The sequence below is a fragment of the Streptacidiphilus sp. MAP12-33 genome, assembly GCF_041261265.1.
Lineage (GTDB): Bacteria > Actinomycetota > Actinomycetes > Streptomycetales > Streptomycetaceae > Streptacidiphilus.
The window spans coordinates 211959-235299 of sequence record NZ_JBGCCA010000005.1 but is presented as its reverse complement, the minus strand read 5'-3'; the positions used below and the strand labels follow the sequence as shown (position 1 = coordinate 235299).

Annotated in this window: 16 protein-coding genes; 3 read left to right on the top strand and 13 right to left on the bottom strand. The window is 73.6% G+C overall.

What is annotated here, in order from left to right; all coding sequences use genetic code 11:
* The 11 genes from ABH931_RS08060 to fabI form a co-directional block, all read right to left on the bottom strand.
* Positions 1–1497, bottom strand: coding sequence for an MFS transporter (locus ABH931_RS08060; protein ID WP_370111323.1), 1497 nt, complete (start codon positions 1495–1497; stop codon positions 1–3).
* Positions 1494–1955 (bottom strand): MaoC family dehydratase N-terminal domain-containing protein, encoded by a 462-nt coding sequence (locus tag ABH931_RS08055; RefSeq protein WP_370111322.1) that lies wholly within the window; start codon positions 1953–1955, stop codon positions 1494–1496. The genes ABH931_RS08060 and ABH931_RS08055 overlap by 4 nt, the downstream gene beginning before the upstream one ends.
* Positions 1952–2761, bottom strand: a complete 810-nt coding sequence (gntA, locus tag ABH931_RS08050; protein WP_370111320.1) for a guanitoxin biosynthesis heme-dependent pre-guanitoxin N-hydroxylase GntA — start codon at positions 2759–2761, stop codon at positions 1952–1954. Before gntA ends, ABH931_RS08055 begins: the two co-directional genes overlap by 4 nt.
* Positions 2762–2820: 59 nt before the next feature.
* Positions 2821–3072 (bottom strand): acyl carrier protein, encoded by a 252-nt coding sequence (locus ABH931_RS08045; protein WP_370111318.1) that lies wholly within the window; start codon positions 3070–3072, stop codon positions 2821–2823.
* 44 nt (positions 3073–3116) lie between these two features.
* Positions 3117–4373 carry a beta-ketoacyl-ACP synthase II gene (gene fabF / locus ABH931_RS08040; protein ID WP_370111316.1) on the bottom strand — a complete coding sequence of 419 codons (1257 nt, stop codon included), beginning with the start codon at positions 4371–4373 and terminating at the stop codon, positions 3117–3119.
* Positions 4363–6123: a thiamine pyrophosphate-binding protein gene (locus tag ABH931_RS08035; protein ID WP_370111315.1), complete on the bottom strand. Its 1761-nt coding sequence runs from the start codon at positions 6121–6123 to the stop codon at positions 4363–4365. The genes fabF and ABH931_RS08035 overlap by 11 nt, the downstream gene beginning before the upstream one ends.
* A gap of 8 nt (positions 6124–6131) precedes the next feature.
* The gene (locus tag ABH931_RS08030; protein WP_370111313.1) at positions 6132–8774 is read right to left on the bottom strand and encodes an aldehyde dehydrogenase family protein; all 2643 of its coding nucleotides are present in this window, start codon (positions 8772–8774) and stop codon (positions 6132–6134) included.
* 68 nt (positions 8775–8842) lie between these two features.
* Complete coding sequence (locus ABH931_RS08025; RefSeq protein WP_370111311.1) at positions 8843–11089, bottom strand: MMPL family transporter; 2247 nt, start codon at positions 11087–11089, stop codon at positions 8843–8845.
* A 56-nt stretch (positions 11090–11145) separates the two neighbouring features.
* On the bottom strand, positions 11146–12711 hold the full coding sequence (locus ABH931_RS08020; protein WP_370111309.1) for an aminotransferase class I/II-fold pyridoxal phosphate-dependent enzyme: 1566 nt from the start codon (positions 12709–12711) through the stop codon (positions 11146–11148).
* A gap of 9 nt (positions 12712–12720) precedes the next feature.
* Complete coding sequence (locus ABH931_RS08015) at positions 12721–15822, bottom strand: type I polyketide synthase (protein WP_370111307.1); 3102 nt, start codon at positions 15820–15822, stop codon at positions 12721–12723.
* A 2-nt stretch (positions 15823–15824) separates the two neighbouring features.
* Positions 15825–16589: an enoyl-ACP reductase FabI gene (gene fabI, locus ABH931_RS08010; protein ID WP_370111305.1), complete on the bottom strand. Its 765-nt coding sequence runs from the start codon at positions 16587–16589 to the stop codon at positions 15825–15827.
* A gap of 438 nt (positions 16590–17027) precedes the next feature.
* On the opposite strand from fabI, the gene ABH931_RS08005 reads away from it, so the two are divergent.
* Both ABH931_RS08005 and fabG read left to right on the top strand, forming a co-directional pair.
* Positions 17028–17966 (top strand): acyl-ACP desaturase, encoded by a 939-nt coding sequence (locus tag ABH931_RS08005; protein ID WP_370111304.1) that lies wholly within the window; start codon positions 17028–17030, stop codon positions 17964–17966.
* On the top strand, positions 17963–18664 hold the full coding sequence (fabG, locus tag ABH931_RS08000) for a 3-oxoacyl-ACP reductase FabG (protein ID WP_370111303.1): 702 nt from the start codon (positions 17963–17965) through the stop codon (positions 18662–18664). The genes ABH931_RS08005 and fabG overlap by 4 nt, the downstream gene beginning before the upstream one ends.
* A gap of 22 nt (positions 18665–18686) precedes the next feature.
* Here fabG and ABH931_RS07995 read toward each other — a convergent pair whose 3' ends face one another.
* Both ABH931_RS07995 and ABH931_RS07990 read right to left on the bottom strand, forming a co-directional pair.
* Positions 18687–20060 (bottom strand): PQQ-binding-like beta-propeller repeat protein, encoded by a 1374-nt coding sequence (locus ABH931_RS07995; protein ID WP_370111301.1) that lies wholly within the window; start codon positions 20058–20060, stop codon positions 18687–18689.
* 46 nt (positions 20061–20106) lie between these two features.
* On the bottom strand, positions 20107–22260 hold the full coding sequence (locus ABH931_RS07990; protein ID WP_370111299.1) for a PQQ-binding-like beta-propeller repeat protein: 2154 nt from the start codon (positions 22258–22260) through the stop codon (positions 20107–20109).
* 216 nt (positions 22261–22476) lie between these two features.
* Here ABH931_RS07990 and ABH931_RS07985 point away from each other — a divergent pair, with 216 nt between their 5' ends.
* The gene (locus ABH931_RS07985) at positions 22477–23127 is read left to right on the top strand and encodes a hypothetical protein (RefSeq protein WP_370111297.1); all 651 of its coding nucleotides are present in this window, start codon (positions 22477–22479) and stop codon (positions 23125–23127) included.
* Positions 23128–23341 lie beyond the last annotated feature (214 nt).

Here is a 23341-nt window from a genome sequence, read left to right as displayed (position 1 = left end):
TCAGCGTGCACCACTTGTCACGACCTCCTGGTCCGTGTCGGGCTCGGTCGGGGCGTCAGGACGGTTGCGCGGGGGCAGGACCGCGGCTGCGGCCGGGAGGGCGACCACCGCCGCGCAGGCCAGCGCGGCGAGGTGGAGTCCGCCGACGAAGGCCGGCCGGGCCAGGATGTACCGACCCGACGCCACGGCGTCCGCGAGCGGCACGCGCACCCGGCCGCTGTACGCGGCGTCGGCGATGCTGCCGATCAGCGCCACGCCGAGCGCGCCGCCGACCTCGAAGGCCGTCTCGGAGACGGCCGCCGCCGCACCCGCGCGGTCCGGTGGGACGGCGTCGACCGCGGCGCGGTTGGTGACCGCGACGCCGAGCCCGGCGCCCGCGCCGAGGACGAGCAGCGGCGGCAGCACCGACGGGTAGGCGGACGCCACACCCACCGGCAGGTAGAGCAGACAGCCGAGCGCCATCAGCCCCAGGCTCGTGGTGACGACCCGGCGGTGGCCCCACGCCTCGACGGCCGGGGCTGCCGCCGCGCCCCCGAGCACCGCCGCCAGGGCGCCGGGCAGCCCGGCCAGGCCCGACCGCAACGGCGACCAGCCCAGCACGAGTTGGAAGTACTGCGCGAAGAGCAACGACAGCGCCGCCGTGACGAACAGGGCGACGAACGCGACCGCCACCGACAGCGCGTACGACCGCCGCCGGAACAGCCGCAGGTCCAGCAGCGGTGCGGCAAGGCGCCGCTGCCGCCGGACGAACGCCGCCAGCGCGCCCGCTCCCAGCGCCCCGGCGAGCGGCACCCACAGGCCCGCGAACCCGCTGCGGACGCCCTCCGTGACGGCGTGGACTGCCGCGACCAGCCCGACCACGGACAGCACCACGCTGGGGAGGTCCAACCGCCCCGGCGCGGGATCACGCGACTCGGGCAGCACGAGCGGTCCGGCGACCAGCACCACGGCGCACACCGGCACGTCGACCAGGAAGACCGATCCCCACCAGTAGTGTCCGAGCAACAGCCCGCCCACGACCGGGCCGAGGCCGAAGCCGGCGACCGAGGCGGCGCTCCACAGGCCGACCGCCGTGGCGCGCTCGGCCTGATCGGTGAAGACGGCGCGCAGGATCGACAGGGTGGACGGCATGATCGTGGCTCCGGCCAGCCCGAGCACCGCTCGGGCCGCGATCAGCCAGGCCGGGCTCGGCGCGAACGCGGTGGCCGTGGAGGCGAGCGCGAAGAGCGCCGTGCCGAGCAGCAGCAGGCGTCGACGGCCGATCCGGTCGCCGAGGTTGCCCATGGTGACGAGCAGGCCGCCGAGGACGAGGCCGTACACGTCCGCGATCCACAGCACCTGGGTCGCCGACGGGTGCAGGCTGCGGCTCAGGGCGGGGACGGCGAGCGTCACCACGGTGGCGTCGACGGCGAGCATCAGGGCGGCGAGGCAGGCGACGGCCAGCGCGGCCCAGCGGCGCCAAGGGACGGGCCCGGCCTCGTCGAAAGGCCCGCTCACGCGTCGTCCGCGCGGACGACCAGGGTGGCCCACTCCGTCAGGACCGGCTCGCCGTCGGCGTCGCGGACCTCGGTGCGCAGCGTGAGGGAGAGGTGGCCCGCCACGGTTCTGGCGTCCTCGATGACGACGACGCAGCTCAGCCGGTCGCCGGCCCGGATCGGGCGCCGGTAGACGAAACGCTGGCCGCCGTGGACGAGGCGGGAGAAGTCGATCCCGAGCGCGGGGTCGCCGGTGACCTGCTCGGCGGCCTGCTGGGTGAAGACGACCGGGAACGTCGGCGGCGCCAGGACGTCCGGGTGCCCCATGGCGCGGGCGACCTCGGGGTCGCGGTAGATCGCCGAGTCGTCACCGACGGCGTCGGCGAAGGCGCGGATGTGTTCGCGGCCGACCTCGTAGGGCCGGCCGGGCGGGTAGGTCCGGCCGACCGCGTCCAGGACCGCGGGTCTGGTCGTGGTCACTCCCCCACCACCGGGTCGGAGGTCGCGGTCCGGGCGGCGATGTGGACGGGACAGGTCCAGCCCTGCTCGGGGAGCCGGCCGGAGTACATCACGGTCTCCGGGTGGTCGCCGTCGAAGAGGGCCAGGGCCGGGTTGAGCGTGCCCTGGAGCTTCAGGTCCCGGGAGCGGATGGTCCGGGTGACGCGCGGCATCAGGCCGTTCTCGCGCAGGATGTCGAACTGCTCGTGCGCGTTGAACACCAGGGTGGGCCGCTCGGGCCGGCGCGCGAGCCGGGAGGAGCCCGGGTGCATGCCGACGATGAAGAAGGGCCGCCCGGCGAAGCTGAAGGAGAACCCCTTGCTGTTGGGGTCCGCGCCGACCTTTCCGTTCCACTCGTGGTGCTCGCGGTCCAGATCGTGCAGCAACTGCAGGTGCCGCCAGAGGAGTTCCTCGAACTCGTCCTCGGTCGGGCAGGCCGGTCCGTCATGGCCGGCCACGAAGGAGGCGAAGGTCTCCGAGCGGATCGGGAAGTCCTGGACGAACTGCCACAGGTCCGCAGCGACCGCCCGCGCCGCCGCCTCGGTGCCCAGCGCCGGATAGACGCCGAACCGGTAGTCGCCGCGGCGCAGCAGCCCCCGGCCGACGACGCAGGGGTACGGGTCGCTCATCACCATGTCCCGGAACGACGCGTGGGCGAGCTCGGCCCCCGGATCGGCGGGGGACGGCTGCGGCGCGAACCTGACCAGGCGGTTGTCGTGAAGCCCGTGATAGGAGCGCGCGGCCTCGTCGGAGGCGGCCGCGAAGGGGTTGTGCGCTACTGCGTTCACCACCAGTTCCTTCCTCGACGGCGGGGGTGCCGGCGCGCGGCACCCCCGGACGTCGTGCGTCACACGGTGGCGAGCACGCCCTGGATGATCCGGACGAGGTCGCCGACCGTGCTGCCGTCCTTCAGGTCGTCCTCGGAGATGCTGACGCCGAACCGCTCCTCGGCGGCGACGACGACCTCCACCATCAGCAGCGAGTCGACGTCGAGGTCGTTGACGAAGGACTTGTCGAGCTGGACCTCGGCCTGAGGCAGGCCGGCGACCTCCTGGAGGATGTCGGCCAGGCCCTCGCGGATCTCTTCGGTGGTGTTCATGGCGTTCCTTTCGTCGGGTCTGGTGCGGGAAGGGCGGAGCAGGTTCAGGGGCGCCAGGCGCGCAGGACGGCGACGGCGTTGTGACCGGCGAAGCCGAAGGAGTTGCTCACCGCGATGTCGACCTTGTGCTCCTGCGCGGTGTGCGGCACGTAGTTGACCTCGGTGTCCTCGGGGTCGAAGCAGTTGACGGTCGGCGGGACCACCCCGTCGCGGATCGCGTGGATCGCCGCGATGGCCTCGACCGCGCCCGCCGCACCGATCATGTGACCGGTCATCGACTTGGTGGAGCTGATCGGCACCCGGGTCGCGTGCTCGCCGAACACCTTGCGGATGGCCAGGGTCTCGATCTGGTCGTTGAGCTTGGTGCTGGTGCCGTGCGCGTTCACGTAGTCGACGTCGGAGGCGTCGATCCGGGCGTCGGCCAGGGCGGCACGCAGCGCCTGCTGCGCACCCGCGCCCTCCGGGTGCGGGGCGGTGGGGTGGTGGGCGTCGGTGCTGGCACCGTAGCCGACGAGTTCGGCGAGGATCGGCGCGCCGCGCCGCATCGCGCGGTCGGCCTCCTCCAGGACCAGCACGCCCGCGCCGGAGGCCATGATGAAGCCGTCCCGCTCGCGGTCGAAGGGCCGGCAGGCGTGCTCGGGGTCGTCGTTGCGACGGGACAGGGCGCGCGCGGAGCAGGCCGAGGCGATGTCGGAGCGGGTGACCGAGTCGTCGGAGCCGCCGGCGAGGACCACGTCGCAGGTGCCGTACTGGATCCATCGCATCGCCTCGCCGATCGCGGAGGTGCCGCTGGCGCAGGCCGTGCTGATGGCGCCGGAGGGGCCCTTAGCACCGAAGCGGATCGCGACCTCGCCGGCGGCGTTGTCGATGGCGGAGGCCGCGGAGGTGAACGCGCCGATGCCGCGCGGCCCCTTCTGCTCAAGGCCCAGGGTCACCTGCTGCTGCACGGTGCTGGCGCCGTAGCCGGAGCCGATCTGCACGCCGACGCGCGGGGCCAGCTCCTCGTCGATCTCGATCTTCGCGGCCTCGACGGCCTCGATCGCGGCGGCGAGGGCGTACTGCGCGAACGGGTCGATCCGCCGCCACACCTTGCGCGGCATGTACTGCTCCGGGTCGAAGCCGCGGACCTGGGCGGCGATCTGGGTCGGCAGGTCGGAGACGTCGAAGCTCTCGATCCGGCGGATGCCGCTGCGGCCGGCGAGCAGCGACTCCCAGAACGCCGCGGTGCTCAGGCCGATCGGGGAGATGACCCCGGTGCCGGTGATGACCACCCGGCGGCGCGGTGCGTACTCACTGCTCATCAGTGGGTCTCCGTTCGTCGTGCTTGGGGTTGGTGGCGGCGCCGGGGAAGTCGCCGTCGAGTTCGGTGATGCCGGGCGGGGCGTCGGCGATGGTGACCGGGATCTCGAGGACCGCGACCTGCCCCTTGGCGCTGTGCAGGAGCGCCTCGGTGAGCTGGTCGGCGAGAGCGGCCTTGTCGTGCAGCACGGCGTGCCAGGCGGCGGGGTGGACCGGGAGGTCGGAGCCCTGCTGCCCGCTCAGGAAGTGGAACCGGGTCGCCTCGGTGCCGTGCTGGTCGAGCTGGCACTGGAGCCAGCCGTAACCACCGTTGCGCAGCACCACGTAGGTGACGCCGACTCCCTCCCGGGCGAGGGTCGCCACGTCGTTGGCCACCATCGCGAAGGCGCCGTCGCCGACGAAGGCGATGACCGGCCGGTCGGGCGCGGCGAGTTTGACGCCTCCGGCGGCGGCCGCGCCGAAGCCGAGGGTGGTCTGCTCGGAGGGCACCACCGAACCGGCCTCGGCCGCGCAGGTCCAGTGCGGGAAGAAGTAGGACCACATGTCCTGAAGGCCGTTCTCCTGCACCAGGATCCGGTCCGCCGGCGCGACCCGGTCCAGGGTGGCGAGCACCTCGGCGACGTGCACGTCGCTGTCCGCGGCCAGCTCGGCGAGGCGGGCCTCGGCTGCCGCGTGGGCGGCGGTGCGGCAGTCCGCGACGGTGGCCGGCCACGCGGGGTCGGCCTCGGCCCGGCGCGGGCCGAGCGCGCGCAGCCAGTGCGTGAGGACGGCGCTGCCCTCCCCCAGCACGTGGAGGCCGGGGTACTCCGTGGACAGTCCGGCGGCGTCGATGTTCACCTGGAGCACGGGGACGCCGTCGGCGGCGAAGCCGTGGTAGGTCGCGGTCTCCTCCAGACGGCTGCCGAGGGTGACCAGCAGGTCGGCCTCGGCCCAGACCGGCTCCACCTCCGCCGGGGAGTAGAGCCCGGCGAGCCCGCAGAAGGCGGGGTGCCGCTCGTCGACGACGCCACGCCCGGAGGCGGTGCTGAACAGCGCCGCGCCAAGGCGCTCGGCCAGGGCCTCGACGCGGCGGTCCGCGTTGCGGCGCCGCATCCCGCCCCCGACGAGCACGACCGGCCGCTCCGCGCCGCGGAGCAGCGCAAGGGCACGCGGGGCGGGGTCCTCGGTACCGGCCGCCGCCTCGGCGAGCGTCGTCGCGGACGCGTGCTCCGGCGGGGCCGCCCAGGGGCGGGTGCGGACGATCGGGTGGTCGAGGAGGTCGTCGGGCAGTTCGACGTAGACCGGGCCGGGCGCGCCCGTCGTGGCGAGCAGGAAGGCGCGGTCGAGTACCGGGACCAGCCGGTCCGGGTGGTCGACGCGGGCGGCCCACTTCACCACCGGGCGGACCAGGGCGAGTTGGTCGGCCTCCTGGAACGCGCCCGAGTCGCGGCGCCTGGCCGCCGTGCCGCCGGCCAGGACGACGAGCGGGGCTCGCGCGGTGTGCGCCTCCAGCAGACCGGTGACGGCGTTGGCCACGGCGGGGCCCTTGCCGACGACGCAGACGCCGGGCCGGCCGGACTGGAGGGCGTAGCCGGTGGCCATGAACAGGGCGCTGCGCTGGTCGCGGCAGAGCAGCATCCGCACGGGGGCGTCCTCGAGCGCGTGCAGGGCGCCGAGGTCGTCGCCGGGCAGGCCGAAGACGGTGGGGACGGCGTGGTGGACGAGGGCGTCCACCACCGCGTGCCAGGGGCTTGGATGGGTGGTCGGGAGCATCAGCTGTCTCAGACTCCGATTCCGTACTGGGCGACGGCCTTCGAGACCAGGAGCGGCTCGGCGTTGCGCTTGCCGTTGTAGGCGGCGTAGTTGGCCATCACGCCCTTGCCGCCGAAGGGGTGGTTGCCGTTGTCGACGTCGAGCAGGGTGCGGTTGTCGGCGACGGTGTGGCGGTCGCGCAGCTTCTCCACCAGCGCGTCCTCGGTGCCGTAGACCATGGCGCCCATGGACCGCTCGGCGAAGTAGGGCGAGAAGAGCACCTTCTCCAGCTTCTCGGGGTCGTCGTAGACGACGACGTTGAACAGCGGCGAGAAGAACTCGCTGATGTCGAGCGGGTCGTCGATGTCGCGGACCAGGACGGTGGGCCGGACCAGGCCGGTGCGGAAGTCGACGTCGCCGCCGTGGACCACGTACGCGCGGTTGCGCAGCAGGAACTCGGTGGTGGCGCGGATCGCAGAGTCGTAGTACACGGCGCCGTAGTCGGCGTCCGGGTCGTCGTACTCGCCGTGTCGCTGCTCGGCGAGGCGCTTGGCGAGCCCGTCGACGAAGCGGTCGCGGCCCGAGGAGTGGACGAAGAAGACGTCGGGGCCGAAGCAGTCCTGGCCGGAGTTGTGCAGGCGGATGCGGATGGCGTCCTCGACGGCCCGCTCGCCGTCGGCGTCGGGGCCGACCACGAACGGGTTGATGCCCTGGCCGAAGAAGAGCATCAGCTGGTCCCGGCGGAGCTTGCCGCGCAGGTCCTCGGCGTTGTTGTAGGCGCCGGTGAAGACCACCACGTCGGCGTCGGCGGCGGGGCCGCCCACGAACTGACGCTGGTTCAGCCGGGACATCTCGATCGGCAGGCCGTGCACGGGGGCCAGCAGTTCGTGCAGCCGGTGGGTCTGCCCGGCCACCTGGCTGGAGGGCCGCAGCGAGATCCGCTCGACGAAGAGCGAGGGCACCACGGCGTGCAGCACGTAGGAGTAGAGCACCACGTTGGAGGACATGAAGCCGGCCAGCTGCGGCACCCGTCCGGGACGGTAGCGGCGCATCTCCTCGACGGCGCCCTCCAGGGTGGCGATCGAGTCCTCGATCTCCTCCTCGACGGCCCGCCGCACGGATATCTCGGTGAGGATGTCGGCCACCGACCCGGCCTTCTCGCGCAGGAAGGCGACCAGGTCGTGCAGGGCGCGCAGCCGGTCGGGCAGCGGAACCTCGGCGGAGGCCAGCGCCTGGACGGGCACGACGGGGCGGGCGGACATGTCGCCGATCGCGCCCTGGGCCAGGCGCCGCAGCTCCACCATGTCGGGCTTGCCGTTGGCGTTCAGGGGGAACTGCTCGACGACCAGGACGCGGTTGGGCTGCTCGTAGGAGGGCAGCAGCGCGTCGATCTCGCGACGCCACAGCTGGGCGCTCGCCCGGTCCGGGTCGGCGACCACGAAGACCAGCTGGCAGCCGCGGCGTTCCTCGTCCAGAGCGACGATCTTGACGGGGCGGCCGCAGGCCTCGGCGCGGCGCTCGATGGACTCGGGGTACAGGGTGTGGCCGAGGCGGTGCACGGCGTACTTGCGGCCGACGACGTAGAGGTTGCCCTTGGTGTCCCAGTAGCCGAGGTCCTGGGTGTGGTAGGCGCCGGAGGCGAGCGGGGCGATGCCGCCGTCCTCGGCCAGGTAGCCGGCCATCATCGCGGGGCTGCGCACGATGATCTCGCCGGTGCTGCCGATCGGCACCGGCCGGCCGGCCGCGTCGACGATGGTCACCTCGACGCCGTCGAGCGGGCGACCGCAGCCGTCGGGGTTGTCGACGCTGGCCAGCGCGATGTTGCCGGCCTCGTTGCTGCCGTAGCCGTCGAGGACGGGCGCCCCGAAGGTGGCCGCGAAGCGGGCGGCGAAGGTGTTGTTCATGGGCGCGCCGCCGACACACCACATGCGGACGGCTGCGAGCTCCACCAGGAGCTGCGGGCGGCGCTCGGTGAGGTTCAGGATGCTGTGCAGGGTCGACGGGGTGGCGTCCACGACGGTCGCGCCCGCCTCCGAGCCGACCTTGAGGGCCTGGTCGAGCCGGTTGGTCGGGGTGACGACCAGGGTGCAGCCGAGCCGCCACCAGGTCAGCACCAGGGTGAGGCCGTAGAAGTGGGAGAACGGCACGAGCGGCAGCAGCACGTCGTCGGCCCGGTAGCCCATCCGCGCCCTGGACCGCTCCAGGTCGTCGAGCAGGGCCCCGCCGGAACGGACGATGCCCTTGGGCAGGCCGGTCGATCCCGAGGACCAGGTGATCAGCGCGTCGGTGCGGCGCTCCCACGCGGAGAAGTCCAGCGCCGTCTCGTCCGGTGCGGCCGCGGGCTCGTCCAGGACGTCGAGCGGGACGGTGCGCACGTACGGGGCGATCTCCTCCGCGCGGTGCGAGACCGCCCAGGGCGCCCTGGTGAGGACGGCCGCCCGGGTGCACTCCTGGTCGGTCTGCCGGTCGTCGAGCAGCACCACGGACACGTCGAGGTGCATCAACGCGAGCAGCGCGGTCACCATGGACGGCGAGTTGTCGGCCTTGAGCAGGACGCGTTCGCCGGGCTCGACGCCGGTACGCCGCAGGTGGGCCACGAGTCTCAGTGCATCGTCGGTGATCTCCTTCGCCGTCCTGGTGCCGTTCGCGGTGACGAGGGTCGCCTGGGACATGTGCACGATCTCTCCTCGGTCGTGATGGTGAGGGTCGTCGTTCTGTACAGGAGGGGTCCGGCGTACCGTCAGTGCTCGCCGACGGCGCCGGAGAAGCGCCGGGCCAGGCGTCGCATCGGTGCCGGGGCCCACCAGGCGGCGGGGCCGGTCAGCCGGAGGAAGGCCGGGACGAGGACGCCCCGCACGAGCAGCGCGTCGAGGATGACGGCCAGTCCGGTGCCGATGCCGAAGAGCTTCGCGAGCGAGACCCCGGAGATCGCGGTCGAGAAGAAGGAGACCGCGAGGATCGCCGCCGCGGCGGTGATGACGGGCCCGCTCCCGCCGAGGCCCTCGCGGACCGACAGGTACGGGTCGCCGGTGCGGCCGTAGCGCTCCTTGATCCTGGACAGCACGAACATCTCGTAGTCCATGGAGAGCGCGTAGGCGACGCAGAGCAGCAGCACCGGCATGGTGACGGCGATGGGTGCCGGGGTGACGTCCAGCAGGCCGGCCAGGTGCCCGTCCTGGAAGACCCAGACCATCGCGCCGAGGACGGCGCCGAGCCCGAGGGCGTTGAACAGCACCGCCTTGACCGGGAGCAGGACGCTGCCGGTCGCCAGGCCCAGCAGGACCAGGGTGAGCAGCGCGGCCAGGGTCAGGGCGAGCGGGAGCCGGTCGCCGATCGACGCTGTCACGTCGACGTACTGGGCCGCAAGCCCCCCGACCAGGACGACGCGGCCGGCCGGCACGGTGACGGCGCGGACGGCGTGCACCAGGCGCTCCCCGGCCGGGGAGTAGGCCACCACGTCGTCGTCCACCCGCAGCAGCGTGGCCGTGCCCGCGGTGAACGCGGCGCCCTGCGCGGGCGGGGCGACCTGCCGGCCGTGCTCGAAGCTCCCGGCGGCGCAGGTCACCGAGGTGACGTGCGCGACAGCGGACAACCGTGCGGCGTAGGAAGCCAGTTCGGGGTCTGCGGCGGCTCCGGGCCAGTGGGCGGAGACGAGCGTGACGGCGTTGTCGGCGTCGCCGGGGAACCCGGCGCGGGCGAGGTCGGCGACCACGCGGCTCTCCGAGCCCTTGGGCAGGGCCCGTTCGTCCGGCACGCCGAACTGGGCCCCGGTGAGCGGCCAGGCCATCACCGCGAGCAGTCCCACCACGAGCGCCCCGGCCAGGAGCGGCCTGCGCATGGTGGCGCCCGCGATCCGGCCCCACAGCCTGGTCTCGGCCGGCCCTGGCGGGTTCTGCCTGCGCGGGCGGAAGGCCCAGCGGTCGATCCGGTCGCCCACCAGCAGCAGCGCGGCGGGGAGCGGCAGCAGCGCGCACGCCACCGTGATCGCCACCACCGCGACGCCCGCGTAGGCGAAGGAGCTGAGGAAGTACTGCTTGAAGACCACCAGGGTGGCGAGCACCGCGGCGACGATCGCGCCGCTGAAGACCACCGTGCGTCCGGCCGTCCGTAGCGTGACCGCCAGCGCCTGCGGCCCGGCGAGACCGGCGGCGCGTTCCTCCCGGTAGCGGGAGACGATCAGCAGGCTGTAGTCGACCGACAGGCCGAGGCCCAGCGCGGTGGTCAGATTGACCGCGAAGACCGAGACCGAGGTCACCTGCCCGAGCCCGTAGAGCACGGCGAGCGCGCCGGAGATCGACAGCACGCCGACGAACAGCGGCAGCAGGGCCGCGAGCACGCCGCGGAAGACGAAGAACAGCAGGATCAGTGTCAGCGGCAGCGCGATCCCCTCGGACAGGGCGAGGTCGTTGTCGGTCTGCTGCGTCAGGTCGTTCGTCACCTGCGCGACGCCGCCGAACCGGACGGTGACGGGCCCGCCGGTGCGGGCCAGCGCGTCGTGCAGGCGGGTGGTCGCGCGGGCGACGGTGTCCTCGTCGCCGCTGACGTTCACCGTGGTCAGCGCGCTGTGCCCGTCGGTCGAGCGCAGCGCGGGATCACCGCCGGCGTAGTAACTGTCGACGACGTGGACGCCGGGCTGCGCGGCGAGGACGGCCAGCGCGTGCCGGCCGGCGGCGACCGCCTCCGGCGCGTCGGCACTGCCGCCAAGGTCCTGCACCAGCAGCACGAGGTTCGACTGACCGGCAGGGAAGTCGGCCGCGAGCAGCTGCGCCGCCCGTGAGGAGTCGGACGCCGGGTCGTCGAAACCGCCGTTCTTCATCGCGCCGGACGCCCCGCCGGCCAGGGCCCCGGTCAGCACCAGGAAGAGCACGGCGAGCCACAGGACCAGGCGTGGCCGGCGCAGCGCGACGGGGAGGCGGCGGGCGGTCGGGTCGGTGACGGGGTCGGGGGCCGCCCGGTCGACGGCGGGGGGCGTGGGTGTGGAGGGCACGGAACCAGCTCCTGGGTTCGAGCAGGGGAGGGTGACGCGGGCTCAGGCAGGTGCGGTCAGGCCTGGGTGGGCGCGGCCGCGTCGGCGCGCAGCCGCGTGAGCTCCTGGGCCACGGCGGCGACGGTGGCGTGGATCTGCTCGTCGGTGTGCTCGGAGGTGACGAAGAAGCGCAGTCGCGCCTCGGACTCCGGCACCCCCGGGTACATGATCGGATTGACGCTGATCCCGCGGTCGAACAGCGCCTCGGCCAGCCTGAGCGTGAGCACCGAGTCCCCGACGACGCAGGGCACCACGGGCGAGCCCGAGCTCGGTCCGGTGTCCAGTCCGGCCTTGCGGGCCTCGGTGAGGAACAGCTCCGCGTTGGCGCGCAGGCGCTCCAGCCGCTCCGGCTCGTCGCGCATGGTGCGCACGGCGGCCAGGGCAGCGGCGGCGTTCGGCGGCGTCATGCCGACGCTGTAGACGAAGCCCGGGACGCTGTACTTGAGGTAGCGCACCGTGGCCGCCGAGCCGCCGACGTAACCCCCGCAGCTGGAGAGGGACTTGGACAGGGTGCCGACCCACAGGTCGATCCGGGACCGGTCGACCCCGAAGTGGTCACCGACGCCGCCGCCGCTCTTGCCGATCGTGCCGATGCTGTGCGCCTCGTCGACCAGCGCGAGCGCGCCGTGCTTCTCCTTGACCTCGATCAGGCGCGGCAGGTCGACCAGGTCGCCGTCCATGCTGTAGACGCCCTCGACGACGATCAGGCAGCGGCGGTAGCGCGCCCGGGCCCGGGTCAGCAGCTCGTCGAGCGCGGCCATGTCGTTGTGCGGGAACGGCAGCCGCCGCGCGCCGGACAGCTTGCAGCCTTGCAGGATGCTGTCGTGGGCGAGTTCGTCGTGCACGACGAGGTCGCCCGGGCCGAGCAGGTGCCCGATGACCGACACGTTGGTGGCGTGGCCGCCGACCATCACGACGGCGTCCTCGGTGCCGAGGAGGGTGGCGAGTTCGCCCTCCAGCTCGCGGTGGAGCGGGCGGTCCCCGGAGAGGAAGCGGCTGGCGGAGACGGAACTGCCGTAGCGGTCCAGGGCCTCGGCGACGGCCTGCTTGACGGCCGGGTGGCCGGAGAGGCCGAGGTAGTTGTAGCTGGAGAAGCAGACCAGCTCGCGGCCCTCGATCCGGGTGCCGGCGGTGGCGGTGCCCTCGTGGAGCAGGAAGTACGGGTTGCGCGCGCCGGGTTCGGCGAGCTGCGCCTCCAGGGCGATCGCCTCGGGGAAGTCCTCGATGCGCCGCTCCTGCGGGACGACGACGTCCGTCGTGACCGGGATGATCTCGGGCTTGGGGGTGACCGGAGCGGCGTCGGCGCCGAGCATCGCGGCGAGGGTGTCGACGATCTCCCGGATGGTCGGCCGGGCGGCGATCGAGCCGGCGGTGAGCCGTTCGGCGAGTTCGGGCCACAGGCCGCGCACGGAGGCCATCAGCTCGGCCAGCATGAGCGAGTCGAAGCCCAGCTCCTGGACCACGAGGTGGTCCTCGTGCAACTGCTCAGCGGGAAACGCACTGATCCGCGCGATCTGCGCGACGACCGCATCGCGTACCGCGAGCCGGCCGCCGGCCGCCGAGCCCGCGACGGCGGGGACCACGGCGGCGCCCTAAGGGCCCACCCCCGCCGGCCCACCGGCGGGCGCGGCGCGCAGCGCGGCCGTAGGGGCGGCCGGCGGCGCGACGCCGAGCGCGATCCCCGCAGGTGCAACGAACGGCCCGGCCACAGGCGTGGTCGGTGCCCCGGCGAGCGGCCCGGCGCCCGTCGCGATGCTCGCAGGCGCGGCGGCAGCCGTGCCCAGTGGCCAGTGGGTCTGGGCGCCCGCCGGAGCCTCGGCGGCGCCGAGGCTCCGCAGGATCGCGAGCTGCTCGCGCATCAGAGCCACGACCTCGTTCACGGGATGCTCCTTCACGGGCTGCGGGGGCTGCACGGGGAACTCGGCGTGCGCGGGACGCGCGGGCTGCGGCGCACGCGTGGGCGCGGGGACGAAGGGGGAGGTCTCGCGGGGCTTCTGGGCCTCGACCCAGTAGCGGCGGGTGCGCAGCGGGGAGGGTGGCAGGGAGAGCAGGCGGGGCGACGGACCGTCGAACAGGGGGGTGAGGTCGACCGGGACGCCGAGGACCGCCAAGCGTCCGAGCCCGGCCAGGTAGGTGCGGCAATTGTCGGGCTCGTCGCCGCAGAGGGCGACGAAGTGCGCGCCGTCGCGCTCCTGCTCCGGCAGGCTGTGTCGGGTGGCGGACAGCAGCGTGCTGCCGCCGAGGAGTTGGACGAAGACCCGAGCACCGGCCGCGTGGGCGGCCACCGCCGCGTCCGCGAAGCGCACCGGCGCGAGGGCGTGTTCGGCCCACAGCGCGCGCAGGCGCTCCGGCTCGGCGCAGGCCGTGCCGCTCACCGTGGAGACGAACGTCAGTTCCGGCGCGGCGATGGGCGCGGCCGCGAGGTCCTCGGCGAGGTCCGTGCGCGCGGCGGCCAGCAGCGGCGAGTGGAAGGCGTTGGAGACCTCCAGTCGCCTGCTGCCGACGCGCTCGGCCGCGCAGCGGGCCTCGGTAGCGGCCAGCCCGGCCTCGGTGCCGCTCACGACGGTCTGGCCGGGGTGGTTGTAGCAGCTGGGCCAAGCGTCGTCGACGTCACGCAGCAGCGCCTCGACGCGGTCGGCGCCGGCCCGGACGGCGAGCATCCCGCCGTGCGCCCGGGCTTCGGCGGCGCGCATGCGGCGGCCTCGGGTGGCGAGCAGGCCGAGCGCGGCCTCCTCCCCGAGCGCTCCGGCGACGGCGGCGGCGGGGAACTCGCCGACGCTGTGGCCGAGGGTGACCTCCGGCCGCACGCCGCACGCCGTCGCCAGGTGCGCCATGCCGAGCCCGAGCAGGCCGAGGGTGGGCTGGCACACGTCGGTGCCGGTGAGCCGGGTGCGCCCCCTCCCGGTCGTGGCCTGCGGGCCGTGGACGGCCTCCAGCGCGGAGAATCCGGCCTGTTCGCGCAGCTTGCCGTCCAGGGTCTCCGCGTGGCCCCGCAACCGCCCGTAGCGGTCGAGGAGATCGCGGAGCATGCCGGGGCGCTGGCTGCCCTGCCCGGGGAAGAGAAAGGCGACCGCGCGCTTCTTGGCGGGGAGCGGGGCCTTGCCGGCGAACCCGGCCGTGCCGAGGACGCCGGTCCTGCCCTCGGCCAGCTGCTCGCGTGCCTGGGTCAGTTTCTCGCGCAACTCCGCGAGGTCGGCCGCGACGACGGCAAGGCGGGACGCCAGCGGCGCGCGTTGCGCGAGGGTCCAGGCCAGCTCGGCGGCGGTGGCGTCGAGCTGCCCGGCCAGCTCGGCGAGGAGCTGGCCGATGTGCTCGGCCAGCAGCGCCGGCGTTCCGGCGGAGAGCAGGAAGAGGTGGGGGCGCGTCGCGTCGTCGCGCACGGGCAGGGCCTCGGCCACGGCCGGTGCGTCCTGGAGGACGACGTGGACGTTGGTCCCGCCGAACCCGAAGCCGTTCACGCCGACGCGTCGCGGCGCGTCCGGGTCGGCGGGCCAGGGCACGGGCGCGTCCGCGATCCGCAGTCCGGCCTCGGCGAGGCCGGTCGCCGGGTCCACGTCGGTCTCGGGCTGGGGCACGACCGTGCCGTGGTGCAGCACCAGCGCGGATTTGATCAGGCTCGCCATCCCGGCGGCGCTCAGGCTGTGCCCGATCAGGCTCTTGACGGAGGAGAGGTAAGCCGGTGCTCCACCGGAGCCCTGCGAACGGTCGGCGGTGCGGACGGAGGTGATGGCCTCCAGCTCGGTGCGGTCGCCGACAACGGTCGCGGTGCCGTGGGCCTCGATGAACCTGACGGAGTCCATCGCGCAGGCGGCGTCGGTGTAGGCGCGGCGCAGCGCGAGCTCCTGGCCCTCCCGGCGCGGCGTCATGGGCCCGTCGGCGGTGCCGTCGTTGGAGCAGCCCACCCCGCGCACCACCGCGTAGACGCGGTCGCCCGCGGCGATCGCCTCGTCCAGGGGCCGCAGCACGACGACGCCGACACCCTCGCCGAGGACGAAGCCGTCCGCGCGCCGGTCGAAGGGCCGGCAGACCCCGGCCTGCGAGAGCGCGCCGACCTTGGCGAAGCCCACCAGCCCGTTGGGGGCGAGCGCGAGGTAGGCGCCGCCGACGACGGCCTCCCGGCAGTGCCCGGCGCGCAGGTGGGTGACCGCCTCGTAGAGGGCGATGAGGCTGGACGAGCAGGCCGCGTCGACGGTGAAGCTCGGGCCGCCCAGGTCGTAGTACTGGCTGACGGTGGCCGCTGCCATGTTGAGCAGCAGGCCGGGGACGGTGAACGGCTGGATCTGCTTCACGTCGGGGCTGTACTCGGCGTACTCGGAGCTGCTCATGGCGAAGAAGACCCCGGTGCTCGCCCGGTCGAACGGGCGGCGCTCCCAGCCGGCGTCCTGGAGGGCCTCGCGGGAGACCTGGAGCAGCAGCCGGTGCTGCGGGTCCATGGTCTGCACCCGGCGCGGCGAGATCCGGAAGTGCGCGGCGTCGAACTGGTCGACGCCGTCGAGGACGGCGATCCGGTCCGTGTAGGAGGCCTTGCTGCCGCGTCGGTCGTCGGGGTCGAAGTACGCGGCGTGGTCCCAGCGTTCCGCGGGGACCGGGCCGAACTGCCGCTCGGCGGCGAGCAGCACGCGCCAGTACTCCTGCGGGTTGCGGGCGCCGGGGAAGCGGCAGCCCAGGCCGACGATCGCGATGTCCCGCACCACGCTCAGTCGCCCATCGCGTGGAAGCCGCCGTCGGCGTGGACGATCTCGCCGGTGGTGGCGGGGAACCAGTCGGAGAGCAGGCCGACGGCGGCCCGCGCGGCCGGTTCGATGTCGTCGGCCTTCCAGCCGAGTGGCGCCCGCGCGTCCCAGGTGGCCTCGAAGTCCTCGAAGCCGGGGATGCCCTTGGCGGCGATGGTGCGCAGCGGACCGGCGGCCACCAGGTTGACCCGGACGCCCTGCGGGCCCAGGTGCCGGGCCAGGTAACGCGAGCAGGACTCCAACCCGGCCTTGGCCACGCCCATCCAGTCGTAGGAGGACCAGGCGACGGAGGCGTCGAAGTCCAGGCCGACGATGGAGCCGCCGTCGTGCAGCAGCGGCAGCGTGGCCATGGCGAGGGCCTTGAGCGAGTAGGTGGAAACGTGCAGCGCGGTGGCGACGTCCGGCCATCCGGCGTTCAGGAAGTTGCCGCCGAGTGCCTCGGCCGGGGCGAAGCCGATCGCGTGCACGACGCCGTCGAGCCCGTCGACGTGCTCGCGGAGCCGGCCGGCCAGGGAGTCGAGGTGGTCCTGGTCGGTCACGTCCAGTTCGAGCACCGGCGCGGGTGTGGGCAGCCGCCTCGCGATCCGCTCGACGAGACTGAGGCGCCCGAAACCGGTGAGCACCACCTGGGCCCCCTCCTGCTGGGCGAGCCGCGCCACGTGGAAGGCGATCGAGTCGCCTGTCAGCACACCGGTGACCAGAATTCTCTTGCCGGCCAGGATTCCCATGAAAACCCCTCTTCCGAACGCGCAGGAATGCGCTGGTGAATTTCTTTCCGGCGCGGCGCCATGGCGTCGTTCGACCGCCGTGGAATCACGGCCGGGAACGCGCACACAATGGCGTGGAATGCCGCACGGAAAGAACGTGCCAGAGGTCCACGGATCGGCGATCACCAGCGTGTCACGCGAGCCGCCCGCACTGGGGGCGGTTCACGTGCGATCCACGGATCGCAGGCCAATCCCAAGTCGGCAGCGAAGCTAGCAGCATGATCGAGGCTCAGGCAAGCCTTGCCGTCGCCTGTCGTGGCAACGTCAGGACGAACGAGTTGTGAACAGAACAGCAAGAACAGATATCCCCGTTTGCGACCCGCCGGTAAGTAGTTTGAATGGGCCGCAGGGCGCACATCAGGTTATTGGTTGCGCTCCCCACTTTCCGAAGGAGGACGGATGACCTCGCACGGTGTCCGCACGCGCGACCTGGAACTCCTGCACGCGCTGGAATCAGTGGTAGAGACCAATCTCGAGCGTCATCTCGGGGCCGCGAAGGAGTGGATGCCGCACGACTACGTGCCCTGGAGCGAGGGCCGCGACTTCGCCTTCCTCGGCGGCGAGGACTGGCGCCCGGAGGACTCCCGCCTCGACCCGGTGGCCAAGGCGGCCATGGTCGTCAACCTGCTGACGGAGGACAACCTGCCCTCCTACCACCGCGAGATCGCCGTGGTCTTCGGCCGTGACGGCGCCTGGGGCGAGTGGGTCGACCGCTGGACCGCGGAGGAGGCGCGCCACAGCATCGCCCTGCGCGACTACCTGGTGGTCACCCGCGGCGTGGACCCGGTCGAGCTGGAGCGCCGGCGGATGGCGCACATGCAGACGGGGTACACCGGCCGGAGCGGCTCCGCCGTGCACGACCTCGCCTACGTCTCCTTCCAGGAGCTGGCCACCCGCGTCTCCCACCGCAACACCGGCCGGGCCACCGGCTGCCCCGCCGCCGACCGGCTGCTGAGCCGGATCTCCACCGACGAGAACCTGCACATGGTCTTCTACCGCAACCTGCTGGCGGCGGCGTTGGAGATCCAGCCGGACGAGACGGTGCGGGCGATCCGCGACGAGGTGATCGGCTTCGAGATGCCCGGCAGCACCGAGGCCGAGTTCGCCCGCGCCTCCGTCGCGATCGCCAAGGCCGGTATCTACGACCTGCGACTGCACCACGACGAGGTGGTCCTGCCGAATCTGCGGTTCTGGAGGATCTTCGAACTCACCGGCCTCTCCGGCGAAGCCGAGCATGCTCGTGAGGAACTCGCGGAATTTCTCGGCCTGTTGGATACCAAGGCCACCCGCTTCGAGGAACAGCGCGAGCGCCTGCTGGCCCGTCGGGAAAGCGCATGAACCGGTCCGTTCTGGTCACCGGCGGCAACAAGGGAATCGGCCTCGCGATCGCGCGCGGCTTCGTGGCGGCGGGCGACCGCGTCGCGGTCACCTACCGCAGCGACCCGCCCGAGGGGCTCCTCGGCGTGCGGTGCGACGTGGCCGACCCCGAGCAGGTGGAGAGTGCCTTCCAGGAGGTCGAGCGGGCGCACGGTCCGGTCGAGGTGCTGGTGGCCAATGCGGGCATGACCCGGGACCGGCTGCTCCTGCGGATGAGCGAGGAGGACTTCGCCACGGTCCTGGACACCAACCTGACCGGTGTCTTCCGCGTGGTGAAGCGGGCCGCCCGGGGCATGCTGCGCGCCCGGAGCGGCCGGATCGTGATCGTCTCCTCCACGGTGGCGCTGCGCGGCGAGACCGGGCAGGCCAACTACGCGGCGTCGAAGGCCGGCCTGATCGGCTTCTCGCGCTCGCTGGCCCGGGAGCTCGGCCCCCGGTCGATCACGGTGAACGTGGTCTCCCCCGGCCTCACCGACACCGGGATGACGGCCGAGCTGGGCGAGGAACTGAAGGCACGGATGGTGGCGGAGACGCCGTTGCGCCGGATCGCCCGCCCCGAGGAGGTCGCCGCCGCGGTCCGCTTCCTCGCCTCACCGGAGGCGTCGTTCGTCACCGGAGCCGTCCTCCCGGTCGACGGGGGCGCGGGCATGGGGCACTGAGCGGCCCCGGGCGTCACCGGGTTCATCCCAACGGCAGCGCGAGCAGGGTGTTCTGCTGGCACGCCGCCACCAGGCCGGCGGCGGGGTCGGTGGCGACCTGCCACGGGGCGGAGGTGGTGGCCGGTTCGCTGTAGTGCCAGCGCTGGGAGCCGTCGGCGGTGTCGAGGCCCCAGATGCCGTCGCTGCCGTCACCGGCCGGGACCACGAGCAGGTCGGGCCCGCACAGCGCGATCCTGCCGTCGGGGGTGAGCGCGCCCGGCGAGCGCCGCCAGCGCACCGCGCCGCTGGCGGCGTCGACCGCCAGGACGGAGGCGCCCGGGCCGAGTTCGGTGGTGAACAGGGTACGGCCGTCGCCGGAGAGGAGCGACTCGCCGAAGTGGTGGGCGGCGGTGCGCGGACCGATGTTCCAGCGCTCCGTCCCGGTGCTCGCGTCCCAGGCGACGGTCTTGCGGCGGGTGGTGAAGCAGAGCCCGAGCGGCTCGGAGACGGCGTAGAAGGGAGCGCCGTGGGCGCCGAGCGTCGGCTCGGCGCCGATGTCGACGCTCCACCGCACCGCTCCGGTGGCGGCGTCGCGGCCGATGACGTGGTCGGCGACGTCGACCGAGAAGACCAGTGCCCCCTGACCGGCGACGTACATGGCCTGGACGTGGGCGAGCGTGCCGAGGGCGGGCTGGTGCCACAGCAGCATGCCGCGCTGCGAGTCCCAGGCCGCGACGGCGGCGGGAGCGTTGCCGGCCAGCGGGTCGCCGGACGTGGTGAGGGTGCCCCAGGTGTAGACGGTGGAGCCGTTGCTGCCCTCCACGACCAGCACGTACAGCCCTGTCCGGTCCGCGCCGAACTCCGCGGTCCTGCGGCCGGTCACCGGGTCCAGGACCAGGACGCTGCCGAGCTCCTCGCGCAGCACCACCCGGTCGGCCGCGACGTGCGCCTCGGTGACGTCGAGGGCGGCGACGCCCGGGTAGGTCCAGCTGTGGTTCCCCGTCGCGCTGTCGTAGGCCTGGAGGTCCGCGATGCCGGTGACGTCCTGCCGGAGGTTCGCCTTGACCAGCACCTTGCCGCCCGCCAGGAGGGGACGCTCGTCGGAGGGGCGGTTCAGCGCGATCCGCCACAGGGGCGTCGGGGGGCCGCCCGCGACGGGCGTGGCCGAGGGCCGCGCCCCGGGCGGCGACGCCGGGCCGGGGCGGGGCCTCGCGCGGGAGCTCCCCAGCGGCCAGGTCGGCTTGGAGCTGCGGGACCGGGTGAGGCCGTAGGCGATCGCGGCGGAGAGAGCGAGCCCGGACGCGACCGCTCCCCGGACGACCAGCCGCCGACCGGCCTCGGCGTCCTGCCGGTCCGGGCGGTTCAGGTTCTGGTCCTGGTTCTGGTCCTGGTTCTGGTCCTTGTCCTGGTGGTGCATGGTGGCGTCGCCTTCCCTTCGTGCGTTCACGGGTTCGTCGGGTCCGTCAGTTCGCCGGGAGGGCCGTCAGGATGCTGTTGCCGGTGAGGGCCAGCACCAGGCCGGCCCCGGGGACCGGCACCAGGACCCACTCGTTGCCGGAGGTGTCGCGGCCGTCCGCGTAGAGCCAGCGTCGGCCGCCGTCGGAGAGGCCCACGGCGACGGCGGACGGCTCCCCCTCGACGCTCAGCAGCAGCAGCTCCCCCACCAGCGCCGGACGGTTGTAGCCGGCGTTGTCGAACTCCGCGTTCCAGCGTTGCTGTCCGGTGCGGATGTCCGTGGCGAGTAGCGCGTTCGCGCCGTTGTGCAGGGTGTAGACGGTGCCGCCGTCCACCGAGAGCACGGGCGGGCCGAAGGACCCGGCCGTCGGATCGTCACTGACGGTCCCCAGGGACCAGGCCCGCTTGCCGTCCGCGACGCTCCAGGCGGTCATCCGGCCGCGCGCCGCGACCAGCACGCCCTCGGGACGGGACAGTGCGAGATCCACCAGGGGTCCGCCGGCCAGCTTGTCACTCTCGCCGAGGGCCGCGCCCCACAGCAGCGCCCCGGTTCCCGCCGCGCGGGCGGTCAGCTGGAATCCGGAGTCCACGACGTACACCCGCTGCCCGTCGGCGACCGCCGACTCGGGCAACGCGCGGTCGCCCGACCCGAGCGGCTGCTGCCACAACGTGGTCCCGTCGGTGAGCCGGACGGCGAACAGCCAGGAGCCGACCTGCTGGTAGCCCCTGTTGTGCTCGGTGTTGCCGTACAGGTAGGCCACCTCTCCCTCGCACGCGAGGATCTCCATGAAGAAGTAGCCCGCCCCTGCGGTGATCGTGCGCACGGTGCTCCCGGTGGCCGGGTCCAGCACTAGCAGGCGGCCCGAGTAGTCGATCGCGAGGGCGTGCGGGCCGTAGGCGGTGAGGTCGTCGACAGCGGTGATCCGGGGCACGCTCCACAGCTGCCTGCCCGATGCCAGGTCCAGGCCGGCGAGCCTGGTGGTCGGGGCGACGTCGGCGGTCTTCACCAGGGCGGTCCGGCCCACGACCAGCGGGGTGACGGCGGCCGGCTTGGTCAGCCGGACGCTCCACAGCGCGGATGGGGCGGTCCCGGCGGGCCGCGGCGACGGCTTGACGCTGAACCCGCCCGCCCCCGTGGGCGGGGTCCCGGTCGCTCCGCGGCCTGCCGTGGCACCGGTGCGGTGACGGCCCGACAGGTCCAGGGCGAGCGCGGTAACGCCGCCGACCACGGCGGTGCCGCCGGCGGCGAGCAGCGTCGTGAGCAGCTTGCGCCGCGACGGCTCTGCGCGGCCCTGCCCGGGTGGCTCCTCCTCGTGCGTCGGCTCCAGGTCCACGACCCGGGCGGCGGCGCGGGCGATCGCCGCGGTGACCGGGCCGGGAAGCCAGTCGCCCGCGAGCGCGAGGCCGGCGCCCTGCGGACACAGGGCCGCCGCCAGCGCCACCGGGCCCGGTCGACCGTGGGGCTGCTTGGCGAAGCAGACCTGGAGCAGCTGCGCCAGGGCCCCCGGCACCCCCGCCAGGTCCGGATACCCGTGCACGACCTGGAACAGCTGCCCGGCGACGGTGCCGTGGCCGAACGGCGCCCGTCCGGTGGCCGCGTAGGCGAGCACGGAGGCGAGCGAGAACACGTCGCTCGCAGGCCCGACGGGCAGGCCGGACGCCTGCTCGGGCGACATGTAGCCCGGAGAGCCGATGACCACGTCCGTGCCGGTCAGCCGGGTGCCGTCGACCGCGCGGGCGATGCCGAAGTCGATCACCCTGGGGCCGTCCGGGGAGAGCAGCACGTTGCCCGGTTTGAGGTCGCGGTGGACCAGGCCCGCCGCGTGGATGCCGGCCAGCGCCTCCGCGAGCCCCGCGCCGAGCGCGCGCAGGCTTGCCTCCGGCAGCGGGCCGTGCGCGGCGACGGCGTCCCCCAACGTGGGGCCGAGGACGTAGGCGGTCGCCAGCCACGGCGTCTCCGCGTCGGGGTCGGCGTCCACGACCGGCGCGGTCCAGCGTCCCGGGACGGCGCGGGCCATGGCGACCTCGCGGGCGAACCGGTCGCGGAACTCGCGGTCGGTGCCCAGCTCCGCCCTCACCACCTTGACGGCCACGGCCCGTCCGTTCGCCGAGCGGGCCAGATAGACCCGGCCCATGCCCCCGGCGCCCAGTCTGGCAAGCACCTGGTACGGCCCCAACCGCCGCGGATCCGATGACTCCAACGGCTGCACTGCGTTCTCCCTCAGCGGCTGCCCGACGCCCGTCGTCTGCGGTGATCGTGGTCCGGCGCGGGGAGGAACGACAGCTCAGGGCACCGGTCATATATGACCGGTCCCGCCGAAAGGTGGTGCACGTTACGATCGACCGGAACTGAGACCAACTCACATACGGGGGAACTGATGAGGCTTCGCACCAGCATGCCCGCGCCCACCCTGGCCGCCGCCTGCGCACTCACCGCCGCGGCCGCCGTTCTCGTCGCCGTGCCGACCGCGAGCGCGGCCCAGCCCGCCCGGTCGCAGGGCGTCCGCGTGGACGCGGGCGCCGCGAACCACGCCGCGCCGCCCTCCGGGGGCCTGTCCTGGAGCTTCTACACGTACCTGCAGGCGGGGCACCCCCTCCCGTTCGACGTCACGGGTTTCAGCCAGGACAAGGCGCCGATCATGGCGTGCGTCCGGTACCAGCAGACGTACGGGCCGACCTGGCACACCCTGGGCTGCACCAAGCCGGACGTGTACAAGACCAAGGGTCAGATCCGCGTCGGTTTCCCGCACACCGGCTACTACGGCATCGGCGTCGAGCTGCTGGAGCGTGTGCACGGGGCGTGGCTGCGCGTCGCGGACACCTACGGCAATCCCCTGGTCACCGTGGTCGGCACGAAGCCCGTGAAGAACCCGAAGGCCGTCCAGCGGGGAACGGGCAGCCCCCGGGACCTGATCTACCCGCAGCCGGAAAACGGGAACACCGACGTGGGCGCCGCCCGCCCCGCGGACTGGAACACGATGGTCCCGGAGAGCGTCACCCCCGCCGACGTGAGCGGCCAACAGTTCTGAGGCCCCACGCTGACCCCGACCGGCCTACCGGTCGGGGTCGGGCTCCGGGCGATCGGGGCCCCGGAACGGCCGCCGGGCTTCGCGCCCCGGATCGCACTGCGCCTGACCGCCGCACTGGTCGACGGACCCCTGCGCCCGGCCGGGGTCGGCAGCATCGAGCCGGTTCTCGACGACCTGGCGCGGCTCCGCGGTCCCGGGGCGGACACTGTCGTTC

What these genes read in the sequence shown, in the direction of transcription:
- fabI (WP_370111305.1), bottom strand. Translation starts at nt 16,589, where the DNA reads ATGGGAATCCTGGCCGGCAAGAGAATTCTGGTCACCGGTGTGCTGACA.
- fabF (WP_370111316.1), bottom strand. Translation starts at nt 4,373, where the DNA reads ATGAGCAGTGAGTACGCACCGCGCCGCCGGGTGGTCATCACCGGCACC.
- fabG (WP_370111303.1), top strand. Translation starts at nt 17,963, where the DNA reads ATGAACCGGTCCGTTCTGGTCACCGGCGGCAACAAGGGAATCGGCCTC.
- ABH931_RS07995 (WP_370111301.1), bottom strand. Translation starts at nt 20,060, where the DNA reads ATGCACCACCAGGACAAGGACCAGAACCAGGACCAGAACCAGGACCAG.
- ABH931_RS08030 (WP_370111313.1), bottom strand. Translation starts at nt 8,774, where the DNA reads ATGTCCCAGGCGACCCTCGTCACCGCGAACGGCACCAGGACGGCGAAG.
- ABH931_RS08005 (WP_370111304.1), top strand. Translation starts at nt 17,028, where the DNA reads ATGACCTCGCACGGTGTCCGCACGCGCGACCTGGAACTCCTGCACGCG.
- ABH931_RS07985 (WP_370111297.1), top strand. Translation starts at nt 22,477, where the DNA reads ATGAGGCTTCGCACCAGCATGCCCGCGCCCACCCTGGCCGCCGCCTGC.
- ABH931_RS08045 (WP_370111318.1), bottom strand. Translation starts at nt 3,072, where the DNA reads ATGAACACCACCGAAGAGATCCGCGAGGGCCTGGCCGACATCCTCCAG.
- ABH931_RS08035 (WP_370111315.1), bottom strand. Translation starts at nt 6,123, where the DNA reads ATGCTCCCGACCACCCATCCAAGCCCCTGGCACGCGGTGGTGGACGCC.